Raw genomic sequence first — 20,642 nt, 5'->3', positions numbered from 1 at the left:
TCACAGGTCCATCAATAGACGGCGGGGATCTTCCAGCATTTCCTTGACGCGCACCAGGAAGGTCACGGCGCCTTTGCCGTCCACGATGCGGTGATCGTAGCTGAGCGCAAGATACATCATCGGCCGGATGACGATCTCGCCCTTCACCACCACCGGGCGGTCCTGGATCTTGTGCATCCCCAGGATTCCCGACTGCGGCGGGTTTAGGATCGGGCTGGACATGAGCGAGCCGTAGACGCCGCCATTGCTGATGGTGAAGGTGCCACCCTGCATCTCGGCCATGGTCAGCTTGCCGTCACGGGCACGCAGGCCAAGCTCGGCGATCTCTTTCTCGATCTCGGCAAAGCTTTTCTTGTCGGCGTTGCGGATCACAGGCACGACGAGGCCGTTGGGGGTGCCGACGGCAACGCCCATATGCACGAAGCGCTTGTAGACGACGTCGCTGCCATCGATCTCGGCATTCACCTCGGGCACTTCCTGCAGGGCGTGGCAGCAGGCCTTCACGAAGAAGGACATGAAGCCCAGCTTGACCTTGTGCTTCTTCTCGAAGGCGTCCTTGTACTCGTTGCGCAGGTCCATGATCGCCTTCATGTCCACCTCGTTATAGGTGGTCAGCATGGCGGCCGTGTTCTGCGCGTCCTTCAGGCGCCGGGCGATCGTAGCGCGCAGGCGGGTCATCTTGACCCGCTCCTCGCGGCCGGCGTCTTCGGCATTCGATGGGGCGCGGGGCGCCTGCTGGGCGGGGGCCGGCTGCTGCGCCGAGGGCGACTGCTGCGCGGGGGCTGGGGCCTTGGGCGCATCCTTGGCGCGGGCGACGTCTTCCTTCATCACCCGGCCGCCCTTGCCGCTGGCCGTCACCTGATCGCGGCTGACGCCCTGCTCGGCCATGGCCTTCTTGGCCGAGGGTGCATCCTCGATATCGCCACGCGGGGTCATTTCCTCCGGCCCGGCACCGGGCGAGCCGACCTCGGCCGCGTCCTGGGGCGAGCCTTCGCCGTCCGCGTTGGCCTCGGCCGCGGCGGCAGCGCCGCCAGGCGCCGGCGTTCCCGCAGCGGCGCCCTCGGAGATGATCGCGAGGCGGGCGTTGGCGGCGACGGTCTCGCCCTCGGGGACGAGGATCTCGGCCAGAACGCCGGCGGCGGGGGCGGGCACCTCGACCGACACCTTGTCGGTCTCAAGCTCGCACAGCATTTCGTCGGCGGCGACCTGGTCGCCCGCCTTCTTGAACCATGTGGCAACGGTCGCCTCGGTCACGCTTTCGCCCAGCGCCGGCACCATCACGTCCACGTTCTTGCCGCTCATCGGTTTTCCTTCCTGCGGGGTGCGGGTGTCGGCCCCCGCCTTGCCGGGTGTCGCGGCGTCATCGGCGCCCGCCCCTTCGGTAATCTGCGCCAGCAGCGCGTTGGGGCCGATCGTCGCGCCCTCGGGCGCGACGATCTCGGTCAGGATGCCGGATGCCGGGGCCGGCACCTCGACCGTCACCTTGTCGGTTTCCAGCTCGCACAGCATCTCGTCGGCGCTCACGCGATCGCCGGCCTGCTTGAACCAGGTGGCAACCGTCGCCTCCGAGACGCTCTCGCCCAGGGCCGGGACACGAACCTCGGTCATTTCGAGGTCTCGAAGCCGAGCGCCTCATCCACCAGCCGCGTCTGTTCCAGCTTGTGGCGCGAGGCAAGGCCAGTCGCCGGTGAGGCCGAGGCCGGACGGCCGGCATAGACCGGGCGCTTGTGATCGGCGCCGATGCGGGTCAGCACCCATTCGAGGTTCGGCTCGACAAAGCTCCACCCGCCCTGGTTCTTGGGCTCTTCCTGGCACCAGACGAACTCGGCCGACTTGAAGCGGTCGAACATCTTCAGCAGCGACTGCTGCGGGAAGGGATAGAACTGCTCCAGCCGGGCGATGTAGACGTCCTTCACCCCGGCAGCATCGCGCGCCGCGAGCAGGTCGTAGTAGACCTTGCCCGAGCAGACCACGACTCGCTTGATCTCGGGGTCGGGGGCCAGGATGCTGGCCTCGTTCAGCCGCTCGGCGTCGTCCGGCAGAACCCGGTGGAAGGTCGAGCCGGTCTGGAACTCGGCCGCGGTCGAGATCGCCTGCGGATGACGCAGCAGCGATTTCGGCGTCATCAGCACCAAGGGCTTGCGGAACGGGCGGTGAATCTGCCGGCGCAGGATGTGGAAATAGTTGGCCGGTGTCGTCACGTTGGCGACGATCCAGTTATCCTCGGCCGACATCTGCAGCCAGCGCTCCAGCCGGGCGCTGCTGTGCTCGGGGCCCTGGCCCTCGTACCCATGCGGCAGCAGCAGCGTCAGGCCCGACATGCGCAGCCATTTCTTTTCGCCCGACGAGATGAACTGGTCGAACAGGATCTGCGCGCCGTTGGCAAAGTCGCCGAACTGCGCCTCCCACATGGTCAGAGTGTTCGGCTCGGACAGCGAATAGCCGTATTCAAAGCCGAGGACCGCATATTCCGACAGCATCGAGTCGATGACCTCGAACCGCGACTGGCCGCTGCGAATGTGGTTCAGCGGGTAATGGCGGTGCTCGGTCTCCTGGTCGATGAAGGCCGAGTGACGTTGGCTGAAGGTGCCTCGCGTGCTGTCCTGACCGGACAGGCGCACCGGGTGGCCCTCGACCAGCAGGCTGCCGAAGGCGAGCGCTTCGGCGGTCGCCCAGTCAAAGCCATTGCCGCTGTCGAACATCGCCTTTTTCGCCTCGATCAGGCGGGCGACGGTCTTGTGGATCGCCATGTCCTTGGGGATGCGGGTCAGCGCAGTTCCGATCTCGGCCATGGTCGCCGCCGGGATGCCGGTCTTGCCGGGGGTGTATTCCTCGCCCTCGCGCTCGAACCCCTGCCACTTGCCATCCAGCCAGTCGGCCTTGTTCGGCTTGAACGCCTTGCCGACCTCGAACTCCTCGTTGAGGTGGGCCTGGAACGAGGCCTTCATGTCCTCGATCTCGCCCTCGGGGATCAGGCCATCCTTGACCAGCCGGTCGGTATAGAGCTGCAGGGTCGTCTTGTGCGCCTTGATTTCCTTGTACATGCAAGGGTTGGTGAACATCGGCTCGTCGCCTTCGTTATGCCCGAAGCGGCGATAACAGAAGATGTCGATGACCACGTCCTTGTGGAACTTCTGGCGGAATTCGGTGGCGACCTTGGCGGCGTGGACCACGGCCTCGGGATCGTCGCCGTTGACGTGAAAGATCGGCGCCTCGACCATCAGCGCGATGTCGGTCGGGTAGGGCGACGAGCGGCTGAAGGACGGCGCCGTGGTAAAGCCGATCTGGTTGTTCACCACGACATGGATGGTGCCGCCGGTGCGGTGGCCGCGCAGGCCCGACAGGCCAAAGCATTCCGCGACGACGCCCTGGCCGGCAAAGGCCGCATCGCCATGCAGAAGGACTGGCAGCACCGCAGTGCGATGCTCCTGGTCAGACATCTGGTCCTGTTTGGCGCGCACCTTGCCCAGCACCACCGGGTTCACCGCCTCGAGGTGACTGGGGTTAGCGGTCAGCGACAGGTGGACGGTGTTGTCGTCAAAGCTGCGGTCCGACGAGGCGCCGAGGTGGTATTTCACATCGCCCGAGCCATCGACATCCTCGGGCTTGAAGCTGCCGCCTTGGAACTCGTGGAAGATGGCGCGGAACGGCTTGCTGAGGACGTTCGCCAGCACCGACAGGCGGCCGCGGTGCGGCATGCCGATCACGACGTCCCGTACGCCGAGGGCGCCGCCACGCTTGATGATCTGCTCCATCGCCGGGATCAGCGCTTCGGCCCCGTCAAGGCCGAACCGCTTGGTCCCCATGTATTTGACATGCAGGAACTTTTCAAAGCCTTCGGCCTCGACCAGCTTGTTCAGGATCGCGCGCCGGCCTTCGCGGGTGAAGGCGATTTCCTTGCCATAACCCTCGATCCGCTCTTTCAGCCACGCGGCCTGCTCGGGGTCGCTGATGTGCATGAACTGCAGCGCGAAGGTGCCGCAGTAGGTGCGCTTCATGATCTCGGTGATCTGGCGGATCGACGCAATCTGCAGGCCGAGGACGTTATCGATAAAGATCGGCCGGTCGAGGTCCGCGGCGGTAAAGCCATAGGTCGCCGGGTCCAGTTCGCCCAAGGGGGGAACCTCGCGCATCCCGAGCGGATCGAGATCGGCAAACAGGTGGCCGCGGATGCGGAAGGCGCGGATCAGCATGATCGCGCGCACGCTGTCCAGCACCGCCCGGCGCAGCATGTCGTCGCTCAACTTGACGCCCTTGTCCTCGGCCTTGGCGGTGATCGTGGCGATGGCCGCCTTAGCAGTCGCCTCGGAGGCCATGGGCCATTCACCGGTCAAGGCGGCGGTCGTCTCGTCCGTCGGCATCGGTGGCCAGTCCGCCCGGCGCCAGGATGCCCCCTTGGCCTCGCGCGAGACGGTCGCCTCGGTCTCGCCAAGGCCCTGGAAATACTCGCTCCAGGCGGAATCGACCGCGGCCGGGTCTTTCGCCCACTGGCCGTAGAGCTGCTCGACATAGGCGGCGTTGGTGCCCTGCAGGAAGCTGCTGTCGCGAAAATCGGCGTTGGGGGTCTGGTCGTTCATAGGGTCACCTCGAGCGGGTTCGGGCCGAGCAGCTTCGGTCCAGCGGTTCCGCAGCGCGCTGATTGGACGATGAAAGAAAGGGGGCGGGCGACGGGTGCGCACGTCTCGCGAAGCCCGTGGGGCAGGGCGAAGGCGCGGGGCATCCGGCGAAGGACAAGGGAACCAAGGCGCGGCGGCCAGTCCGGGCGCGACGGGGCGGGGTTGGCCCGAGGTTGGAGGAAGCTGACCACCATCTCACCCGCAGATAATGTCGATCTTGCGCGCGCCAGGATCATCCCCCGGCCCGTCAAGCGGCAATTGCCGGATTTCGACCGCGCGCTTGTGCTCCAGCCCGCACAGGGCTTTGGCGGCACCCTGCTCGGCGTTGGCGGGGGCCGCGCCGGGGCGATAGATCACCCGCCAGCCCGCGTCGTTTCGGTTGACGGTCCGCACCGATTGGGGCGGCAGGGTCGAGGCGCGGTGCAGGTCGGTCCGCGCCGGCACGCCGCCGCGCAGCATGTCCTCGGTCGGGCCGCCGCCGCAGGCGGCAAGCGCGAGGCAGAGGCCAACGAGCGCAACCCGACCCGCCCTCATGATGCCCACCTGCCTGCCCCGTTCCATCCGTCATCCCCCGATGCCATTCCGGCCCAACGTCCCCTGGCGACGATCGTTCAGACCCTTGAGGAATCGTGAACGCTGGCCGGGAACGTGGGCCGCGGATCAGCCCTTGATCGCCTTCAGCACCGCTTCGCCGAGGCCCGCGGGGCTGTCGGCCACGACGATCCCGGCGGCTTTCATTGCCTCGATCTTGCTCTCGGCATCGCCCTGGCCACCCGAAACGATGGCGCCTGCATGGCCCATGCGCCGGCCCTTGGGGGCGGTGCGGCCGGCGATGAAACCGGCTGTCGGCTTCCAGCGGCCACGCTTTTTCTCGTCCGCGAGGAACTGCGCGGCCTCCTCCTCGGCGGCGCCGCCGATCTCGCCGATCATGATGATCGACTGGGTCGCGTCGTCGGCGAGGAACATCTCGAGCACGTCGAGATGCTCGGTGCCCTTGATCGGATCGCCACCGATGCCGACCGCGGTGGACTGGCCGAGGCCAACGTCGGTGGTCTGCTTGACCGCCTCATAGGTCAGCGTGCCGCTGCGCGAGACGACGCCGACGCTGCCGGGGCTGAAGATGCTGCCGGGCATGATGCCGATCTTGCAGGCGTCAGGGGTCAGGACGCCTGGGCAGTTCGGCCCGATCAGGCGCGATTTCGAATCGATCAGGGCGCGCTTGACGCGCATCATGTCGAGGACCGGGATGCCCTCGGTGATGGCGACGATCAACGGCACCTCGGCATCGATCGCCTCGAGGATCGAATCGGCCGCGAAGGGCGGCGGGACATAGATGACGGTTGCGTTCGCGCCGGTCTTTTCGACGGCCTCATGGACGCTGTTGAACACCGGCAGGTTCAGGTGCGTGGACCCGCCCTTGCCCGGGGTCACGCCGCCGACCATCTGCGTGCCATAGGCGATCGCCTGCTCGGTATGAAAGGTGCCTTGGCTGCCGGTGATGCCCTGGCAGATAACCTTGGTGTTCTTGTCGACGAGAATGGCCAATTAAGCGTTCCCTCTATTCTCTTTGTCGGCCTCGGCTTGGCAAACTTTGAAAGTGCCAGTGTGGAGGTCGGGATTTGCCGAGTTATGAATAAGTCGTCCAATCGCTATCAGCGTTGGCAAACCTTCTTCAGCGAGTCGCACTGTCAACTTATCCCTTGACCGCCTTCACGATCTTCTCGGCGCCGTCCTTCAGGTCGTCCGCGGCGATCACGTTCAGGCCGCTGTCGCGGATGATCTGCTTGCCCTGCTCGACGTTGGTGCCTTCCAGCCGGACGACCAGCGGCACTTTCAGGCCGACTTCCTTCACCGCGGCGACGATGCCCTCGGCGATGATGTCGCAGCGCATGATGCCGCCGAAGATGTTGACCAGAATGCCTTTGACGTTCGGGTCCGAGGTGATGATCTTGAACGCCTCGGTCACCTTTTCCTTGCTGGCGCCGCCGCCCACATCGAGGAAGTTGGCCGGCTCGGCGCCGTACAGCTTGATGATGTCCATGGTCGCCATGGCAAGGCCTGCGCCGTTGACCATGCAGCCGATCTCGCCGTCCAGCGCGATGTAGTTCAGATCGAACTTGCTGGCCGCCAGTTCCTTGGGGTCTTCCTCGGTCTCGTCGCGCAGGGCCATGATCTCGGGCTGGCGATAGAGGGCGTTGTTGTCAAAGCCCATCTTGGCGTCCAGCGCCTTGACCGTGCCGTCGGGCGTGACGATCAGCGGGTTGATCTCGAGCATCTCCATGTCGCGCTCGATGAACATCTTGTAGAGGGTCTTGACCAGGGCGACGCATTGCTTGACCTGCGCGCCCTCCAGCCCAAGGGCGAAGGCGACGCGGCGGCCGTGGAAGTCCGACAGGCCCGTGGCCGGATCGACGCTGAAGGTCACGATCTTCTCGGGGGTCGAATGGGCGACCTCCTCGATGTCCATGCCGCCCTCGGTCGAGACGACGAAGCTGACGCGAGAGGTGCCGCGGTCGACCAGCAGCGCCAGGTACAACTCGCGCGCGATGTCGCTGCCGTCTTCGATGTAAATGCGGTTGACCTGCTTGCCGGCCTCGCCGGTCTGGTGGGTCACGAGAGTGCGGCCCAGCATCTGGCGGGTCAGCTCCTCGGCCTCGGACACCGATTTCGCCAGCCGCACGCCGCCCTTTTCGCCAGCCTCGGCCTCGACGAAGTGCCCCTTGCCGCGGCCGCCGGCGTGAATCTGGGATTTTACCACCCACAACGGGCCCGCCAGCTGGCTGGCGGCGGCCTTTGCCTCTTCCGCGCGCATGACGATGCGCCCGTCACTGACCGGCGCGCCGTATTGGCGCAGCAAGGCTTTGGCTTGGTATTCGTGGATGTTCATGGCCCGATCGCCCCCCGAGGGTGGTGGATTTGCGCGGTTGTATGCGCGCTTTCACGCGGAAGGCCAAGCAAATCTGTCCCATAGGCGGGATCGGGCCAGCAATAGCACCGCTTGTGATCACGCTCTCGAAAACTGTGATCACAACGGTCGATTGCGGCCCGAAAGTCCAAACGAAAAGGCCGCCCGGAAGGGCGGCCCGATCTGTAGGTATTTTGCGGGTTCAGGCGAGCGAGGGGTCGATCGCCTTGCAGGCCTCGACCAGGCCCTTCACGGCGTTGACGGACTTGTCCATCATCGCCTGCTCTTCTGCGTCCAGCGCGATGTCGATCACCTTCTCGACGCCGCCAGCGCCTATCACGGTCGGAACGCCAACATAGATCCCGTCGAGGCCATAGGCGCTGTCAACCCACGCGGCGCAGGGCAGCACGCGCTTTTGATCCTTGAGGTAGGCCTCGGCCATCTCGATCCCGGCGGTGGCGGGCGCATAGAATGCGCTGCCGGTCTTCAGCAGGCCGACGATCTCGGCGCCACCGTCACGGGTGCGCTGAACGATGGCGTCCAGTTTGTCCTGCGTGGTCCAGCCCATCTTGACCAGGTCCGGCAGCGGAATGCCGGCGACGGTCGAGTAGCGGGTCAGCGGCACCATGGTGTCGCCATGGCCGCCCAGCACAAAGGCGGTCACGTCGCGCATCGAGACGCCGAATTCCAGCGACAGGAAGTGGCGGAAGCGCGCGCTGTCCAGAACGCCGGCCATGCCAACGACCTTCTCGTGCGGCAGCCCGGAGAAGCGCTGCAGCGCCCAGACCATGGCGTCGAGCGGGTTCGTGATGCAGATCACGAAGGCATTCGGCGCATTGGCCTTGATGCCCTCGCCCACGGCTTTCATGACCTTCAGGTTGATGCCCAGCAGGTCATCGCGGCTCATGCCCGGCTTGCGCGGGACGCCGGCGGTGACGATGCACACGTCGGCGCCGGCGATGTCGGCATAGTCATTCGCGCCCTTCAGGGTCGCGTCAAAGCCCTCGGAGGGGCCGCTCTGCGCAATGTCGAGGGCCTTGCCCTGGGGCGTGCCCTCGGAGATGTCGAACAGCACGACATCGCCAAGCTCTTTCATCGCGGCGAGATGGGCGAGCGTGCCGCCGATCTGTCCCGCGCCGATCAGCGCAATCTTTGCCCTGGCCATGATAACCCTCCGGTGCCTGAATTACGGCACCTCCGTTAGTCCCCGGCACGCAGCCTGTCCAGTGCCGCGCCGCGGTGCAGCATGGCTTGAATCGCGGCCGGTGCTGTGGGACGCCAAAGGAAAGGCGTGCGGGCCGCACCCGGTCGCGGCAGGCAAGTGATTAAAAAGCGGAGGGTATTGGATGTTCGATCTGACCGGCAGGCGGGCACTGGTGACGGGCGCCTCGGGCGGAATCGGTGGGGCGGTAGCGCGGGCGCTGTACGCGGCCGGCGCCAGCGTGGCTCTGTCCGGAACGCGCGAGGCGCCCCTGGCTGAACTGGCCGGCAGTCTTGGCGATCGCGCCTATGTGGTCACTGCGAACCTGTCGGACGCTGCCTCGGTCGAGGCATTGCCCAAGGCGGCGGCCGAGGCGCTGGGCGGCGGCATCGACATCCTGGTCAACAACGCCGGCATCACCCGCGACAACCTGGCCATGCGCATGTCGGACGAAGAATGGTCGCAGGTACTGGAGGTCAACCTGACCTCGGCCTTCCGGCTGTCGCGGGCGGTGATGCGCGGCATGATGAAGGCGCGCTGGGGACGGATCGTGACCGTCACCTCGGTTGTAGGCGCGACCGGCAATCCGGGGCAGGCGAACTATGCCGCGGCCAAGGCGGCGCTGGTCGGCATGTCGAAAAGCCTCGCGGCAGAGCTGGCCAGCCGCGGCATAACCGTCAACTGCATCGCCCCCGGTTTCATCGAAACGCCCATGACCGGCGCGCTGAACGACGAGCAGAAGGGCCGCATCCTTGGCGCGATTCCCATGGGCCGCATGGGCACCCCGGACGAGATCGCGGCCGCAGCCCTTTACCTTGCCAGCCCCGAGGCGGGCTATGTCACAGGCGCGACGCTGCACGTGAACGGCGGGATGGCGATGCTCTGACCCCGCGCGCCTGCGCCGCCGCGGCCAACAGGGACAGGGCGCGGTGGCGCGGGCAGGCGGATACACGCGGCGCACACGCCCCTCGCACACTTGCGCGAGCCGCGGCGGATGCTATATGCCGCGACCTGAAGGCCGTTGGCTGACCGTTTAGGCTTCTGCCGCGCGGCGGCTTGGGGAACCGGGCGGAGGCCCGCCAACTGAAGGAATTGACATGAGCGATATTTCGGATCGCGTGAAAAAGATCGTCGTCGAGCATCTTGGCGTCGACGAGGACAAGGTGACAGAAACCGCCTCGTTCATCGACGATCTCGGGGCCGACAGCCTCGACACGGTCGAGCTGGTGATGGCGTTCGAGGAAGAGTTCGGGATCGAGATCCCCGACGACGCCGCCGAAACCATCCAGACCTTCGGCGATGCCGTGAAGTTCATCCAGGCCGCGGTCTGAACCTGCCCTGTCCGGGAAATTCTGAAACGGCGCCCCAGCGGGCGCCGTTTCTCGTTTCTGGTGCCGCGCGCCGTGCCCCTGCGGGCTGCGTTGCGCCAGCGGGATCGCCCGTGTATCACGCGGCGACCTGCATCGTTTAAGGATCGCGCGTATGAAAAGGGTCGTCGTCACCGGGTTGGGAATGGTCACGCCACTGGCCTCGGGGGTAGAGGAGACCTGGTCGCGCCTGATCGCCGGTCAGTCTGGCGCAGGACCGATCACCCGGTTTGACGCCAGCGACGTGGTGACGAAATACGCCTGCGAGATCCCGTTCGGGGACGGCAGCGACGGCAGCTTCAATCCCGATGACTGGATGGAGGCAAAGGACCGGCGCAAGGTCGACGACTTCATCCTCTATGGCATGGCCGCAGCCACGCAGGCCGTCGCCGACAGCGGCTGGCAACCCGCCACTGAGGAGGATCGCGAGCGCACCGGCGTCATGATCGGCAGCGGCATCGGCGGCCTGACCACGATCGCCGAGACTGCGGTCCTTATCAAGGAGCGCGGGCCCAAGCGGGTCAGCCCGTTCTTCATCCCCGGCTCGCTCATCAACCTGGTCAGCGGGCAGGTCAGCATCCGCTTTGGCTTCAAGGGTCCGAACCACGCGGTGGTGACTGCTTGCTCGACCGGGGCGCACGCCATCGGCGACGCGGCGCGGCTGATCCGCGCGGGCGATGCGGATGTGATGCTCGCCGGCGGCGCCGAGGCGCCCATCAGCGAGATCGGCATCGCGGGCTTCAACGCCTGCAAGGCCCTGTCGACCAAGTTCGCCGACGATCCCAAGCGTGCCAGCCGTCCCTGGGACGTGGACCGCGACGGCTTTGTCATGGGCGAGGGCGCAGGCGTCGTCGTGCTGGAGGAGCTGGAGCATGCCCGAGCCCGCGGTGCGAAGATCTATGCCGAGGTGCTCGGCTATGGCCTGTCCGGGGACGCCTATCACATCACAGCGCCGTCCGAGGATGGCGACGGCGGCTTTCGCAGCATGTCGGCGGCACTGAAGCACGCCGGCAAGCGGCCCGACGAAATCGATTACATCAACGCCCATGGCACCTCGACCATGGCCGATACCATCGAGCTGGGCGCCGTCGAACGGCTGTTGGGCGATGCGGCCTCGGGGGCGGTCATGTCCTCGACCAAATCGGCGACCGGTCACCTGCTGGGCGCCGCCGGGGCGATCGAGGCAATCTTCTCGATCCTCGCCATCCGCGATCAGATCGCGCCGCCGACCATCAACCTCGACAATCCCGCGGTCGAGGCGCGGATCGACCTGGCAGCAAACGCCGCGGTGCGCCGCAAGATCGACCTGGCGCTGTCCAACAGCTTCGGCTTTGGCGGCACCAACGCCAGCCTGGTTCTGGGCCGGGTCGACGCATGATCTGGCGCAACATCGCCTCGAACTTCCTGACGGTTGCGGTGGTCATTCTGATCGTCGCTGCCGCCGCCGTGGCCTGGGGCAAGCGGCAATATTCGGGACCGGGCCCCTCGGCCATCGCGCAATGCGTCCAGGTGCCCCCCGGTGCGAGCCTCGATTCGGTTTCGAAGCAACTGTCCGAGCAGGGTGCCGTCAGCAGCAGCTACATCTTCCGGACCGGCGCCGATTACGCCGGCAAGTCGCGCGACCTGAAATTTGGCAGCTATCTGGTCCGGCCGCACGCCAGCATGGACGAGATCCTGCGCGTCATCACCGCGGGCGGGCCGTCCACCTGCGGCATCGAGGTGACTTACCGCGTGGGCGTGCGGGAAAACAGCGTGGTGCTGCGTGATGTCGATCCGACCACGGGCGAATACGTCGAGCAGGTGAAATATGACCCGGCAACCGGCGAGGTCCCCGAGGCGATCACCCGCGCCGAGGCGCAGCGCGGCACCCGGATGCGGCTGACGGTGGCAGAGGGTGTGACCAGCTACCAGGTCGTGCAAGGCCTGCGGCAGATTTCTCTGCTGGCGGGCGAGACCGGCAGCGTGCCCCCCGAGGGGATGCTGGCGCCCGACACTTACGCCATCGAAAAGGGCCTCGAGCGTCGCAAACTGCTGGACGACATGGAAAAGAGCCAGGCGGGGATCCTGGCGGCGGCATGGGAGGCGCGCCCCTTCGATCTGCCCTACAAGACGCCCGAGGAGGCGCTGGTCATGGCCTCGATCATCGAGAAAGAGACCGGCATCGCGGCCGAGCGTCCGCAGATCGCCAGCGTGTTCGTGAACCGCTTGCGCGACGGCATGCGCCTGCAAACCGATCCGACCGTGATCTATGGCATTACCAAGGGCCGCGAGGTCCTCAATCGCGGGCTGCGTCGGTCCGAACTGGCTGCGCGCACGCCGTTCAACACCTACCAGATCCCCGGGCTGCCGCCGACGCCGATCGCCAACCCGGGCAAGGCCGCGATCCAGGCGGCGCTGGCCCCCGCCGACACGAATTACCTGTACTTCGTCGCCGACGGCACCGGCGGGCACGCCTTTGCCACGACGCTGGAGCATCACGAGGCCAATGTCGCCAAGTGGCGCGCCATCGAGGCCGAGCAGGGCGCCGCCGCAGCGGCGCTTGCAGGGCAGGGGCAGGGAACCGGCGTCAGCAACTGATCGCTGGCCGCCTGCGCCGCGCGATCAGCCCTGGCCGGGCGCGTCCGCGTCGGCTTCCGCCGCCGCCTGCGCCTCGGCATCGGGAAGGGGGGTATCGGTCGTATGCGGAACGGCGGGCGCCGTGACGCCGGACGTCATGGCCTCGCCATGCACCCCGGCCGCAAGCTCCGCCACGAAGGCGAGGATTTCGTTCACCGGACGACCCTCGCCGATCAGGCGCACGATGGCGCTGCCGACAACGCTGCCGTCTGCAACCTCGGCCACGGCACGCGCAGCCTCGGGCGTGGTAATGCCAAAGCCGACCACCACCGGCAGGCCGGACGCCTCGCGAATCCGCGCAACCTCGGGGCCGACGACGGCTGCGTCAGCCGCGCCGGTCCCCGTGATCCCGGTCATCGAGACGTAATAGACGAACCCCGAGGTGTTCTGCAGCACCTTGGGCAGGCGCTCGGCGTCGGTCGTGGGCGTGGCGAGGCGGATGAAATTCAGACCAGCGGCGCGGGCCGGCAGGCACAACTCGCTGTCCTCCTCGGGGGCAGGTCGACGACGATCAGCCCGTCGATCCCGGCCTCGGCCGCGGCGGACAGAAAGCCCTCGACCCCGCCGGGGCCGGCGTAGATCGGATTGTAATAGCCCATCAGCACGATGGGCGTCGCGTCATCCTGGCGCCGGAAGTTGCGCACCATGTCCAGCGTCCGCGCCACCGAGCCGCCGGCTGCGAGTGCCCGCTGGCCGGCCGCCTGGACAGTCGGCCCATCGGCCATCGGATCGGTAAAGGGCATCCCCAGCTCGATTACATCGACGCCGGCGCCCGGCAGGCCCGCCAGAATCGCCGCGGAGGTTTCGGGGTCCGGGTCACAGGCCATGACATAGGAGACGAAGGCCTTGCGGCCCTCGGCCCGAAGGCGGTCGAAAGTGGCATCGATGCGGGTCATGGCAGCCTCTGTACGCGAATGCCAAAGGGTTAGCCCGCCCGGTTCTGCGCCGCAACCGCACACCCGTTGCAAGCCGGCCGGCCGGGCCCTATTAGCCGGGGCTGATCGCAAAAGGGGTGCAACATGGGCTTTCGCATGGGAATCGTCGGGCTGCCGAATGTCGGCAAGTCCACCCTGTTCAACGCCCTGACCCGCACCGCGGCCGCCCAGGCGGCCAACTTTCCGTTCTGCACCATCGAGCCGAACGTCGGCGACGTGGCCGTTCCGGATGCGCGCCTCGACAAGCTGGCGGCTATCGCCGGCAGCAAGCAGATCATCCCGACGCGCATCACCTTTGTCGACATCGCCGGCCTCGTGAAGGGCGCCAGCAAGGGCGAGGGGCTCGGCAACCAGTTCCTCGCCAACATCCGCGAGGTCGATGCCATCGCCCATGTGCTGCGCTGCTTCGAGGACGGCGACATCACCCATGTCGAGGGCCGGATCGACCCGCTGGCTGATGCCGAGACCATCGAGACCGAGCTGATGATCGCCGACATGGAATCGATCGAGCGGCGACTGGCGAACCTGTCTCGCAAGGTGAAGGGCGGCGACAAGGATGCCGTCGCGCAAGAGCGGCTGCTGAAGGCGGCACTGGTGGCGCTTGAGGCCGGGCGTCCCGCCCGCAGCCTTACCATTGCCGAGGATGATCGTCGCGCCTGGGACATGCTGCAGTTGCTGAGCGCCAAGCCGGTGCTTTACGTTTGCAACGTCGCCGAGGCCGAGGCGGCCGAGGGTAACGCCCTGACAGCCGCGGTCGCCGAACGGGCTGAGGCAGAGGGCGCGGGCCATGTGGTCATCTCGGCCCGGATCGAGGAAGAGCTGTCGCAACTGCCGGCCGACGAGGCCGCCGAGTTCCTGGGCGAGATGGGGCTGACGGAGGCCGGCCTCGACCGGCTGATCCGCGCCGGCTACGAATTGCTGGGTCTGCAGACCTATTTTACCGTCGGCCCCAAGGAGGCGCGCGCCTGGACCATCACGCGCGGCACCATGGCCCCGCAGGCGGCGGGCGTCATCCATGGTGATTTCGAGCGTGGCTTCATCCGGGCCGAGACCATCGCCTATGACGATTACATTGCAGGCAATGGCGAGGCGGGCGCGCGCGAGGCGGGTCGGTTCCGGGTCGAAGGCAAAGGCTACGAGGTCAAGGACGGGGACGTCCTGCACTTCCTCTTCAACGGCTGAGGGTTGACCCGGGCGGCCCGCCGCGTTTCCCTGCGCGGCAAGGGAGCTCGCCATGCGCCAAGCGAACTGGGACCGTGTCCCCATCGAAATACAGAGCATCGACGCCCCCCTGTCGCGGGCAGCGATCTTTCTGACACTGACCGTTGAGGCGGGCGATGGCCCGCTGGCCCCCGTGCGCGACCTGCTGTCCGGCCTCGACGATCTGGTAAAATCAGTCAGCTTTCCGCATCTGGACGCCAAGCTGAGCTGTGTCGTCGCCATCGGCTCGGACCTGTGGGACCGTCTGTCGCCGCGCCGCCGGCCCAAGGCATTGGCGCCCTTCCAGCCGGTCATCGGCAACCCGCACCGGGCCCCGGCGACGCCCGGTGATCTTTTATTCCACATCCGCGCCGAGCGGCAGGACCTGTGCTTTGCGCTGGAAACGCTGATCCTCGACCGGTTGCGCGGCGCAGTCGCCGTCGCCGACGAGGTGTTCGGCTTTCGCTATTACGATGCGCGTGATCTGCTCGGCTTTATCGATGGCACTGCGAATCCGACGGGGGACAAGCTGCCGGCCTCGACCCTCGTCGGGAACGAGGACCGGCACTTCGCCGGCGGCAGCCATGTGACGGTGCAGAAATACCTGCATGATCTGGGCGTCTGGAACGCCAAGAGCACCGAGGCACAGCAGGCCGTCATCGGCCGGACCAAGGCCGATAATATCGAACTGGCCGATGCCCCCGCGGATGCCCAGAAATCACACAAAACGCTGACCACAATCACCGATCCGGACGGCACCGAGCATGACATCCTGCGCGACAACATGCCGTTCGGTCGCCCCGGCGCGGGCGAGTTCGGGACCTATTTCATCGGCTACAGCCGCGATCCCGCCGTCACGCAAAAGATGCTCGAGCGGATGTTCATCGGTGATCCGCCCGGACTTTACGATAAAATCCTGGACGCCTCGCGTGCTGTGACGGGGGCGAGGTTCTTTGCACCGACCGCGGAAATGCTGGCGGGAGTCGGGAGCGAAAAGTAGGGCGCAGGGCAGGTCGGGCCGTAACCGCGCCCTTCTGCGAGAGGAGCCGCGCCGCTTGGCAGCAGGCCGTCGCCCTCTCTCCGCGAAGGCTCCCTCAACTACAGCTGAATCCAACCCTCACCCAACGATTTTACCCTTGTTTCCCCCGCGCGCCGACTGCTAGACCCCGCGGCGGAGTGGTGGCCGAGTGGTCGAAGGCACACCCCTGCTAAGGGTGCAGGCGGGAAACCGTCTCGAGGGTTCGAATCCCTTCCACTCCGCCATTTGCCCTCGCGAAAGCGTTCTCTTGATCCGGCTGCGGCCGGATTTTTCCGTTGTATTCGAGGGTTATGCGGGAGGGGCTGAGCACTGGCCCTGGCACCGGGCGGGCCGGAAGCGGTCTCTCAGGGCCGATATTCTCCGGACCTCATGACTGCGCGAATTTGGTGAATAGCTTGCAACAGATTGAAATTACTTGTTAGTTTTCGACCAAGTTCCGAACACTTCGACGACAGGGGTGTTCGTTAGATGGAACTGAAATCAAACCCTTCGCAGCGCGATGCAAACGCATGATACCAAGCGCGCGGAGAAGGTTTTCTTATAGCGGCCCGCCCGCGAGGCCCACTTCCCGGTTGAGGCAGCCCCCACACTATCTCTTGCTGCTTGTGCTTTAACATAAGCGGCTGTTATTCGTACCACATCCCCCGACCGGAGTGAGTACCCTTGAGATACATCGACTCAGCATCTCGAAACACGTCTGACGTTCTTGGAGAATGGCTCGCCAGCTTCAGTCCCCTGGCTGTCGACGCCCTACGTTGGCAAACGGGATACTTTAGTGCAGACGGACTGGCTCCTTTGGCGCCAGTAATAAATGAGCTGAAGTCGCAAGATAGATTGACGAATTGTGTAATTGGGTCAAACGGCGGAGAAACCGGAGAGCCAGATATCGAAACGCTGGTTAATCTCGTTGGAACCCCAAGAGCAAACGCAAGGATCGGGGTTGTTAGCTTCTCTGCGGGGCTATTTCACCCAAAGGTATATCACTTCACAAGGCAGGACGGCACTCAGGCCGCCTATGTTGGATCGGCAAATCTGACTACGCCGGGCATTTCTGGGATGAACATCGAGGCAGGTTTGCTCTTGGATTCATCGACCGGCGATCCCGATCACGTCCTTTCAGACGTCGCGGCAGCAATTGACGCTTGGTTCAATGGACCTCGGCCCGGGCTCTCAACTGTGACGGCACTTGCCGACCTCGCACCTCTAGTCGCCGCCGGAGTGCTTGGCGTGGCCCCTACGCCACGTACAACGCAATCCATTTCTGGAAGCAGCGGGGCGGCATCAAGCAAAATCGGACTCAAGCCGCTAATCAAGTTCCCCCCTGTCTCGGTTAAGAGCGGCACTGTAGCAGCTTTGGGTTCAGCGGCAGCAGCGCCTTCCGCCCCGCCCAGCACAGCGACGGTTGCTCCATCTGCCGGACCGCTTACCTCAAGCCCGCGCCCGCCCTTCCCCCCATATGTACTCTTCGCACCAGGCATCGCGACACCGACACTCGGGGCAGCAGCCTTGACCGGATCCACGCTAGCGGGCGGCGCTGCTGGATTGGTCATTCGCCTCAACCGAGACAGTGCAAGGCACTTCTCCGGAGGCAGTGGCACAGCAAACGTAAGCGTACCAGTTGCGACCATCGGCACGATGAGGTTCGGCGTATTTCAAGGAAAGTATCAGAGGCCTCGCGCCGAGTTCGACCTTCGCATGCGTTATGTCTCAAACTTGGGAGCCTACGAAGTAGCATCCTCTAGCACCAATGTAATGGTCTACGGATACGCTCCTGGTGAATCTGGCCATGGTGACGTGAGGATGGTCGTGCCGGCCGCGCCTGCTCGTGCCATTCGCGATCATGCCGCAGCACACGGATTCCATGTCCCGACAGCAAACGACCCAATGATCTTAGAGTGGCCGACGCCAGCCGATCCAACTTTCAAGGCAACATTCATCGATCCAGCTGACCCACTCTTCGCCACGGTAGACGGGATGCTCGCCACTGCTTCAGCCGGTGGTGCGCTCGTGGGTCAAGGTGCGTGCTGGTTACCCGCAGGTATTTCGCCGAACTGGTAAAAACAACGATTGAAGATCGGCGTGCTATTCTTTCCGAAGTATGATCAGCGTTTCTGCTGCAACCGCATTACTCACATGATATCCGTAGCGCCGGTAGGTTTGCAGCGGAATGAGTTCTTCTACTTTCCAGCCGACCGCAGTAGCCAGTCGCGACAAGTGTTCGGGGGTATCGATGTCATGACGAACGCCCCCGATTGTAGTGTGGTTGTGGCCAACAATCAAAGCGTAGGGAGCTCCCTCTCTCATCAGCCTGTTCACTGAGCTGAAGTTTGCTTTCATCGACGCGAAGTATCGATACAGAAGCGACGGAACGGCACGCCTGCGAAACCCGTCTTCTTCACCGAGCAAATCCTCGAGCTTGATGCAAAGTTCGTACTCTTGATCCGGCAATTCTGCCTCGTTTGATGCGAGCAATTGAGGCAGTTCCCGCTTTGAGTTTCCACGAAGCTCTCTACTTCCGATCAGTGATGCCTCGAGTTCGAGAATTTGATTGGGCGCCAGGAGATCAAGCCAAACCAACGAAAGGCGTTGCGTGTCAATATACGGGAGTGCCATGGCATATGGCGGGCTGGTAATGGCGGCATCGAACTTCCGCATTGCGCTATCTGCCGTCAACTCGGATACGTCACAGAGTACCGCTCGACCGAGAGGTGCCCGTGAACCAATGAGTTCTCGCGCGGAAAGTATCCGATCAATAATTTGTGGAAGCGCATCCAAGAGCGCAGATGTGAACGAATTCGACGGAAGTGGCGAGGTCCTCCTCCTGATCCGCAAGTCTCGTGGGTCCTGCTGGGAATACTCACGAAGAAGGTTGCTAGCTACAGATAGAAAAATTGGCGACATCTCGCCGGCAATGTCGAGGATGATGGCCCGAACGCCTTCGATTTCGTCGTAGATTTCAGGATCAAACCATTTCAGTAGGTATTCGCGACGCGCAGCAGAAGACTGAGGGGCTTTCCTTCCATCAAAAGATCGAAGCTGGGCCGAAATGTTCTTGTGCGCTTTTCGGAGTTCACAGGGCGGGACCGACAAGCCAAGTAGCTTTGCGTTCGACAAGAAGACTGCGAGTGGATTTATGTCAGTGCCGACCGCGTCGACACCCAAATGGCAACACTCAACGAGAGTCGTGCCGCTACCACAGAACGGATCAAGGACAGTCTGCCCAGGCTCAACCTTGAAAATATTAAGAAGCGCCTTGGCGACTTGCGGATTAAATTTCCCTTTGTATTCATGCAGGCCATGAACTGAATAACGTGTCGCCTGGCGGTTTTTTCCGTTTCGTGCCGTTTCCTCCAGCTCAGCTTGCACCGTTGAAGTAAACCCAGAGCCATTCTCGTAGCCCTTGAAATAGGTCAGGCGTTCCGCTCCGGAACCGGGCCTTGCTTCGCGCAAATCCAGGCCATCTTGTACTTCATTGGCTCCTGACGGGCAGATCAGTGAAGTCACCTCCCGAGAAGCGAGCTCTTTCTCGTAGGGGTAGTACTTGTAGTTATGCCAACGGAGCCGCATCACTCGACCTCCTTCCGCAGCACCAAGACGGTTTCTGTCTTAATGTTTGCATGAGAAAGGTTGAATGATTTTCGGTTCGCTGACAGTTCCCGCTCTGTTACGAAGAACGGAGTGAAGCCAAGCGGTGCAGCTTCATCTGTGATGATTTCCGAGTTGTCGTAAATCTTCCCATGGATCTTCGAGCGGCCAACCACGAAACTTGCAAAGCCCCCCTTCACCAACACGTTTCCCAGAAGCTTTAGCGTCTGTCTCATTTGCCGTGCAAAATCTTCGGCCGTGTGGTGGTTCTTCTTGAAGAAGTGAGCCCGCGCACCAATCTCGTCAGCTTTCACCTTCAATGGGTCATACCCCAACCACCACATCCGGTATTTGTGATAAAGCCAATACTCATATGCGTTCGGGTATGGAGGAGATGTTACGACCAATCCAATCGGTCGCCCAATCATGCTCGGCTCTACCTTCAGGATGTCGTTCTCAATTACATCCACGGAGGTCAAGGGATATGGTCTATTTTGGAGAGCGGCGTTGATGCGGTTGACCGCGCGCAAAAAAAGCGTGGGGACGGCGGAAGGATCGATATCCTTCTGTACCGCCGCATATCGGGTATCGCTTTCCTGATTAGAGACTCTGACAATAATACTCGAAAGTGCTAGCTTCAGCGCATCGCGAGCCTCACTTGGGGAAGTCGCGATAGAACGAGCAATCTTATTGATCTCCACCTGGACATTTGGCTGGAACCAGTGATCAAGATTAGGAATTTCAGGAATCTCGCCATCAGAAGCTGTCTCTGAGCTCGCTACAATCCGAGCAGCAAGCTGCTCGATATCGGTCGGGCAGGCCGAGGTCTTAACGCGAGACATTAGGCAAGCGATTGGGTTCAGGTCGACTCCGACAGCGGGAATGCCTAGTCGCTGGCTTTCAACTAAACTGCTACCGCTCCCGCAGAACGGGTCCAGCACACCGCTGTGGGGAGGCAGTGGCAAGCAGTTGATGAGTGCTCGCGGGATTTCCGCAATGAATTTGGCAGGATAAGGGTGGACGCCTTCGATCTCGCTATGGCTGCGCCGATCGGGGAAGCCCCAATCAACCTCTGACAAAGACGACCTTGCTGCTGTTTCCGGATCTAGCGAAGCTGACCAGCTATCCGTCTTTTGGGGGGTGGGTTCGTGTGTTCCGTGCGCCATTAGTGGTCTTCT

The 20,642-nt window shown here is 63.9% G+C and carries 15 protein-coding genes, 1 tRNA gene and 1 pseudogene; 8 read left to right on the top strand and 9 right to left on the bottom strand.

Annotated elements, in window-relative coordinates; all coding sequences use genetic code 11:
- The 6 genes from odhB to mdh all read right to left on the bottom strand — a co-directional run bounded on the left by odhB (position 1) and on the right by mdh (position 8,686).
- Positions 1–1,608, bottom strand: coding sequence for a 2-oxoglutarate dehydrogenase complex dihydrolipoyllysine-residue succinyltransferase (gene odhB, locus DRW48_RS15175; protein ID WP_114077128.1), 1,608 nt, complete (start codon positions 1,606–1,608; stop codon positions 1–3).
- Positions 1,605–4,577 carry a 2-oxoglutarate dehydrogenase E1 component gene (locus tag DRW48_RS15170; protein WP_114077127.1) on the bottom strand — a complete coding sequence of 991 codons (2,973 nt, stop codon included), beginning with the start codon at positions 4,575–4,577 and terminating at the stop codon, positions 1,605–1,607. The genes odhB and DRW48_RS15170 overlap by 4 nt, the downstream gene beginning before the upstream one ends.
- A gap of 234 nt (positions 4,578–4,811) precedes the next feature.
- Positions 4,812–5,177: a hypothetical protein gene (locus DRW48_RS15165; RefSeq protein ID WP_114077126.1), complete on the bottom strand. Its 366-nt coding sequence runs from the start codon at positions 5,175–5,177 to the stop codon at positions 4,812–4,814.
- Positions 5,178–5,276: 99 nt separating this feature from the next.
- The gene (sucD, locus tag DRW48_RS15160; RefSeq protein ID WP_114077125.1) at positions 5,277–6,161 is read right to left on the bottom strand and encodes a succinate--CoA ligase subunit alpha; all 885 of its coding nucleotides are present in this window, start codon (positions 6,159–6,161) and stop codon (positions 5,277–5,279) included.
- Between the two features lie 148 nt (positions 6,162–6,309).
- Entirely contained in the window at positions 6,310–7,503 is a 1,194-nt protein-coding gene (sucC, locus tag DRW48_RS15155; RefSeq protein WP_114077124.1) for an ADP-forming succinate--CoA ligase subunit beta, read from the bottom strand.
- 220 nt (positions 7,504–7,723) lie between these two features.
- On the bottom strand, positions 7,724–8,686 hold the full coding sequence (gene mdh / locus DRW48_RS15150; protein ID WP_114077123.1) for a malate dehydrogenase: 963 nt from the start codon (positions 8,684–8,686) through the stop codon (positions 7,724–7,726).
- 181 nt (positions 8,687–8,867) lie between these two features.
- On the opposite strand from mdh, the gene fabG reads away from it, so the two are divergent.
- The 4 genes from fabG to mltG all read left to right on the top strand — a co-directional run bounded on the left by fabG (position 8,868) and on the right by mltG (position 12,666).
- Positions 8,868–9,608 carry a 3-oxoacyl-[acyl-carrier-protein] reductase gene (gene fabG / locus DRW48_RS15145; RefSeq protein WP_114077122.1) on the top strand — a complete coding sequence of 247 codons (741 nt, stop codon included), beginning with the start codon at positions 8,868–8,870 and terminating at the stop codon, positions 9,606–9,608.
- Between the two features lie 211 nt (positions 9,609–9,819).
- Positions 9,820–10,053, top strand: coding sequence for an acyl carrier protein (locus DRW48_RS15140; RefSeq protein WP_114077121.1), 234 nt, complete (start codon positions 9,820–9,822; stop codon positions 10,051–10,053).
- Positions 10,054–10,204: 151 nt separating this feature from the next.
- Positions 10,205–11,467, top strand: a complete 1,263-nt coding sequence (gene fabF, locus DRW48_RS15135) for a beta-ketoacyl-ACP synthase II (protein WP_114077120.1) — start codon at positions 10,205–10,207, stop codon at positions 11,465–11,467.
- Positions 11,464–12,666: an endolytic transglycosylase MltG gene (gene mltG / locus DRW48_RS15130; protein WP_114077119.1), complete on the top strand. Its 1,203-nt coding sequence runs from the start codon at positions 11,464–11,466 to the stop codon at positions 12,664–12,666. The genes fabF and mltG overlap by 4 nt, the downstream gene beginning before the upstream one ends.
- Before the next feature lie 147 nt (positions 12,667–12,813).
- Here the strand turns inward: mltG and trpA are convergent.
- Positions 12,814–13,601 (bottom strand): annotated as a pseudogene (gene trpA, locus DRW48_RS15125) (tryptophan synthase subunit alpha); the annotation flags it as partial.
- 123 nt (positions 13,602–13,724) lie between these two features.
- On the opposite strand from trpA, the gene ychF reads away from it, so the two are divergent.
- The 4 genes from ychF to DRW48_RS16585 all read left to right on the top strand — a co-directional run bounded on the left by ychF (position 13,725) and on the right by DRW48_RS16585 (position 17,937).
- Positions 13,725–14,822 carry a redox-regulated ATPase YchF gene (gene ychF, locus DRW48_RS15120; RefSeq protein WP_114077118.1) on the top strand — a complete coding sequence of 366 codons (1,098 nt, stop codon included), beginning with the start codon at positions 13,725–13,727 and terminating at the stop codon, positions 14,820–14,822.
- A 52-nt stretch (positions 14,823–14,874) separates the two neighbouring features.
- On the top strand, positions 14,875–15,840 hold the full coding sequence (locus tag DRW48_RS15115) for a Dyp-type peroxidase (RefSeq protein ID WP_114077117.1): 966 nt from the start codon (positions 14,875–14,877) through the stop codon (positions 15,838–15,840).
- Between the two features lie 173 nt (positions 15,841–16,013).
- Positions 16,014–16,103 (top strand) — tRNA-Ser (locus tag DRW48_RS15110).
- Positions 16,104–16,542: 439 nt separating this feature from the next.
- Positions 16,543–17,937, top strand: coding sequence for a restriction endonuclease PLD domain-containing protein (locus DRW48_RS16585; RefSeq protein ID WP_114077116.1), 1,395 nt, complete (start codon positions 16,543–16,545; stop codon positions 17,935–17,937).
- Positions 17,938–17,961: 24 nt separating this feature from the next.
- On the opposite strand, the gene DRW48_RS15100 is transcribed toward DRW48_RS16585, so the two are convergent.
- Positions 17,962–19,446 (bottom strand): TRM11 family SAM-dependent methyltransferase, encoded by a 1,485-nt coding sequence (locus tag DRW48_RS15100; protein ID WP_114077115.1) that lies wholly within the window; start codon positions 19,444–19,446, stop codon positions 17,962–17,964.
- Positions 19,446–20,630 (bottom strand): DNA methyltransferase, encoded by a 1,185-nt coding sequence (locus DRW48_RS15095; RefSeq protein WP_081969306.1) that lies wholly within the window; start codon positions 20,628–20,630, stop codon positions 19,446–19,448. Before DRW48_RS15095 ends, DRW48_RS15100 begins: the two co-directional genes overlap by 1 nt.
- Positions 20,631–20,642: the final 12 nt, after the last annotated feature.

Source organism: Paracoccus suum, assembly GCF_003324675.1.
GTDB lineage: Bacteria > Pseudomonadota > Alphaproteobacteria > Rhodobacterales > Rhodobacteraceae > Paracoccus > Paracoccus suum.
The sequence above is the reverse complement of the archived record's forward strand: the minus strand, read 5'-3'. Positions and strand labels throughout refer to the sequence as shown.

Excerpts from the sequence above, each read along its gene's own strand:
- DRW48_RS15115 (WP_114077117.1), top strand. The coding sequence starts at position 14,875 with ATGCGCCAAGCGAACTGGGACCGTGTCCCCATCGAAATACAGAGCATC.
- fabG (WP_114077122.1), top strand. The coding sequence starts at position 8,868 with ATGTTCGATCTGACCGGCAGGCGGGCACTGGTGACGGGCGCCTCGGGC.
- ychF (WP_114077118.1), top strand. The coding sequence starts at position 13,725 with ATGGGCTTTCGCATGGGAATCGTCGGGCTGCCGAATGTCGGCAAGTCC.
- DRW48_RS15170 (WP_114077127.1), bottom strand. The coding sequence starts at position 4,577 with ATGAACGACCAGACCCCCAACGCCGATTTTCGCGACAGCAGCTTCCTG.
- sucC (WP_114077124.1), bottom strand. The coding sequence starts at position 7,503 with ATGAACATCCACGAATACCAAGCCAAAGCCTTGCTGCGCCAATACGGC.
- fabF (WP_114077120.1), top strand. The coding sequence starts at position 10,205 with ATGAAAAGGGTCGTCGTCACCGGGTTGGGAATGGTCACGCCACTGGCC.
- DRW48_RS15140 (WP_114077121.1), top strand. The coding sequence starts at position 9,820 with ATGAGCGATATTTCGGATCGCGTGAAAAAGATCGTCGTCGAGCATCTT.
- DRW48_RS15165 (WP_114077126.1), bottom strand. The coding sequence starts at position 5,177 with ATGGAACGGGGCAGGCAGGTGGGCATCATGAGGGCGGGTCGGGTTGCG.
- DRW48_RS15095 (WP_081969306.1), bottom strand. The coding sequence starts at position 20,630 with ATGGCGCACGGAACACACGAACCCACCCCCCAAAAGACGGATAGCTGG.
- DRW48_RS15100 (WP_114077115.1), bottom strand. The coding sequence starts at position 19,446 with ATGCGGCTCCGTTGGCATAACTACAAGTACTACCCCTACGAGAAAGAG.
- mltG (WP_114077119.1), top strand. The coding sequence starts at position 11,464 with ATGATCTGGCGCAACATCGCCTCGAACTTCCTGACGGTTGCGGTGGTC.
- mdh (WP_114077123.1), bottom strand. The coding sequence starts at position 8,686 with ATGGCCAGGGCAAAGATTGCGCTGATCGGCGCGGGACAGATCGGCGGC.
- odhB (WP_114077128.1), bottom strand. The coding sequence starts at position 1,608 with ATGACCGAGGTTCGTGTCCCGGCCCTGGGCGAGAGCGTCTCGGAGGCG.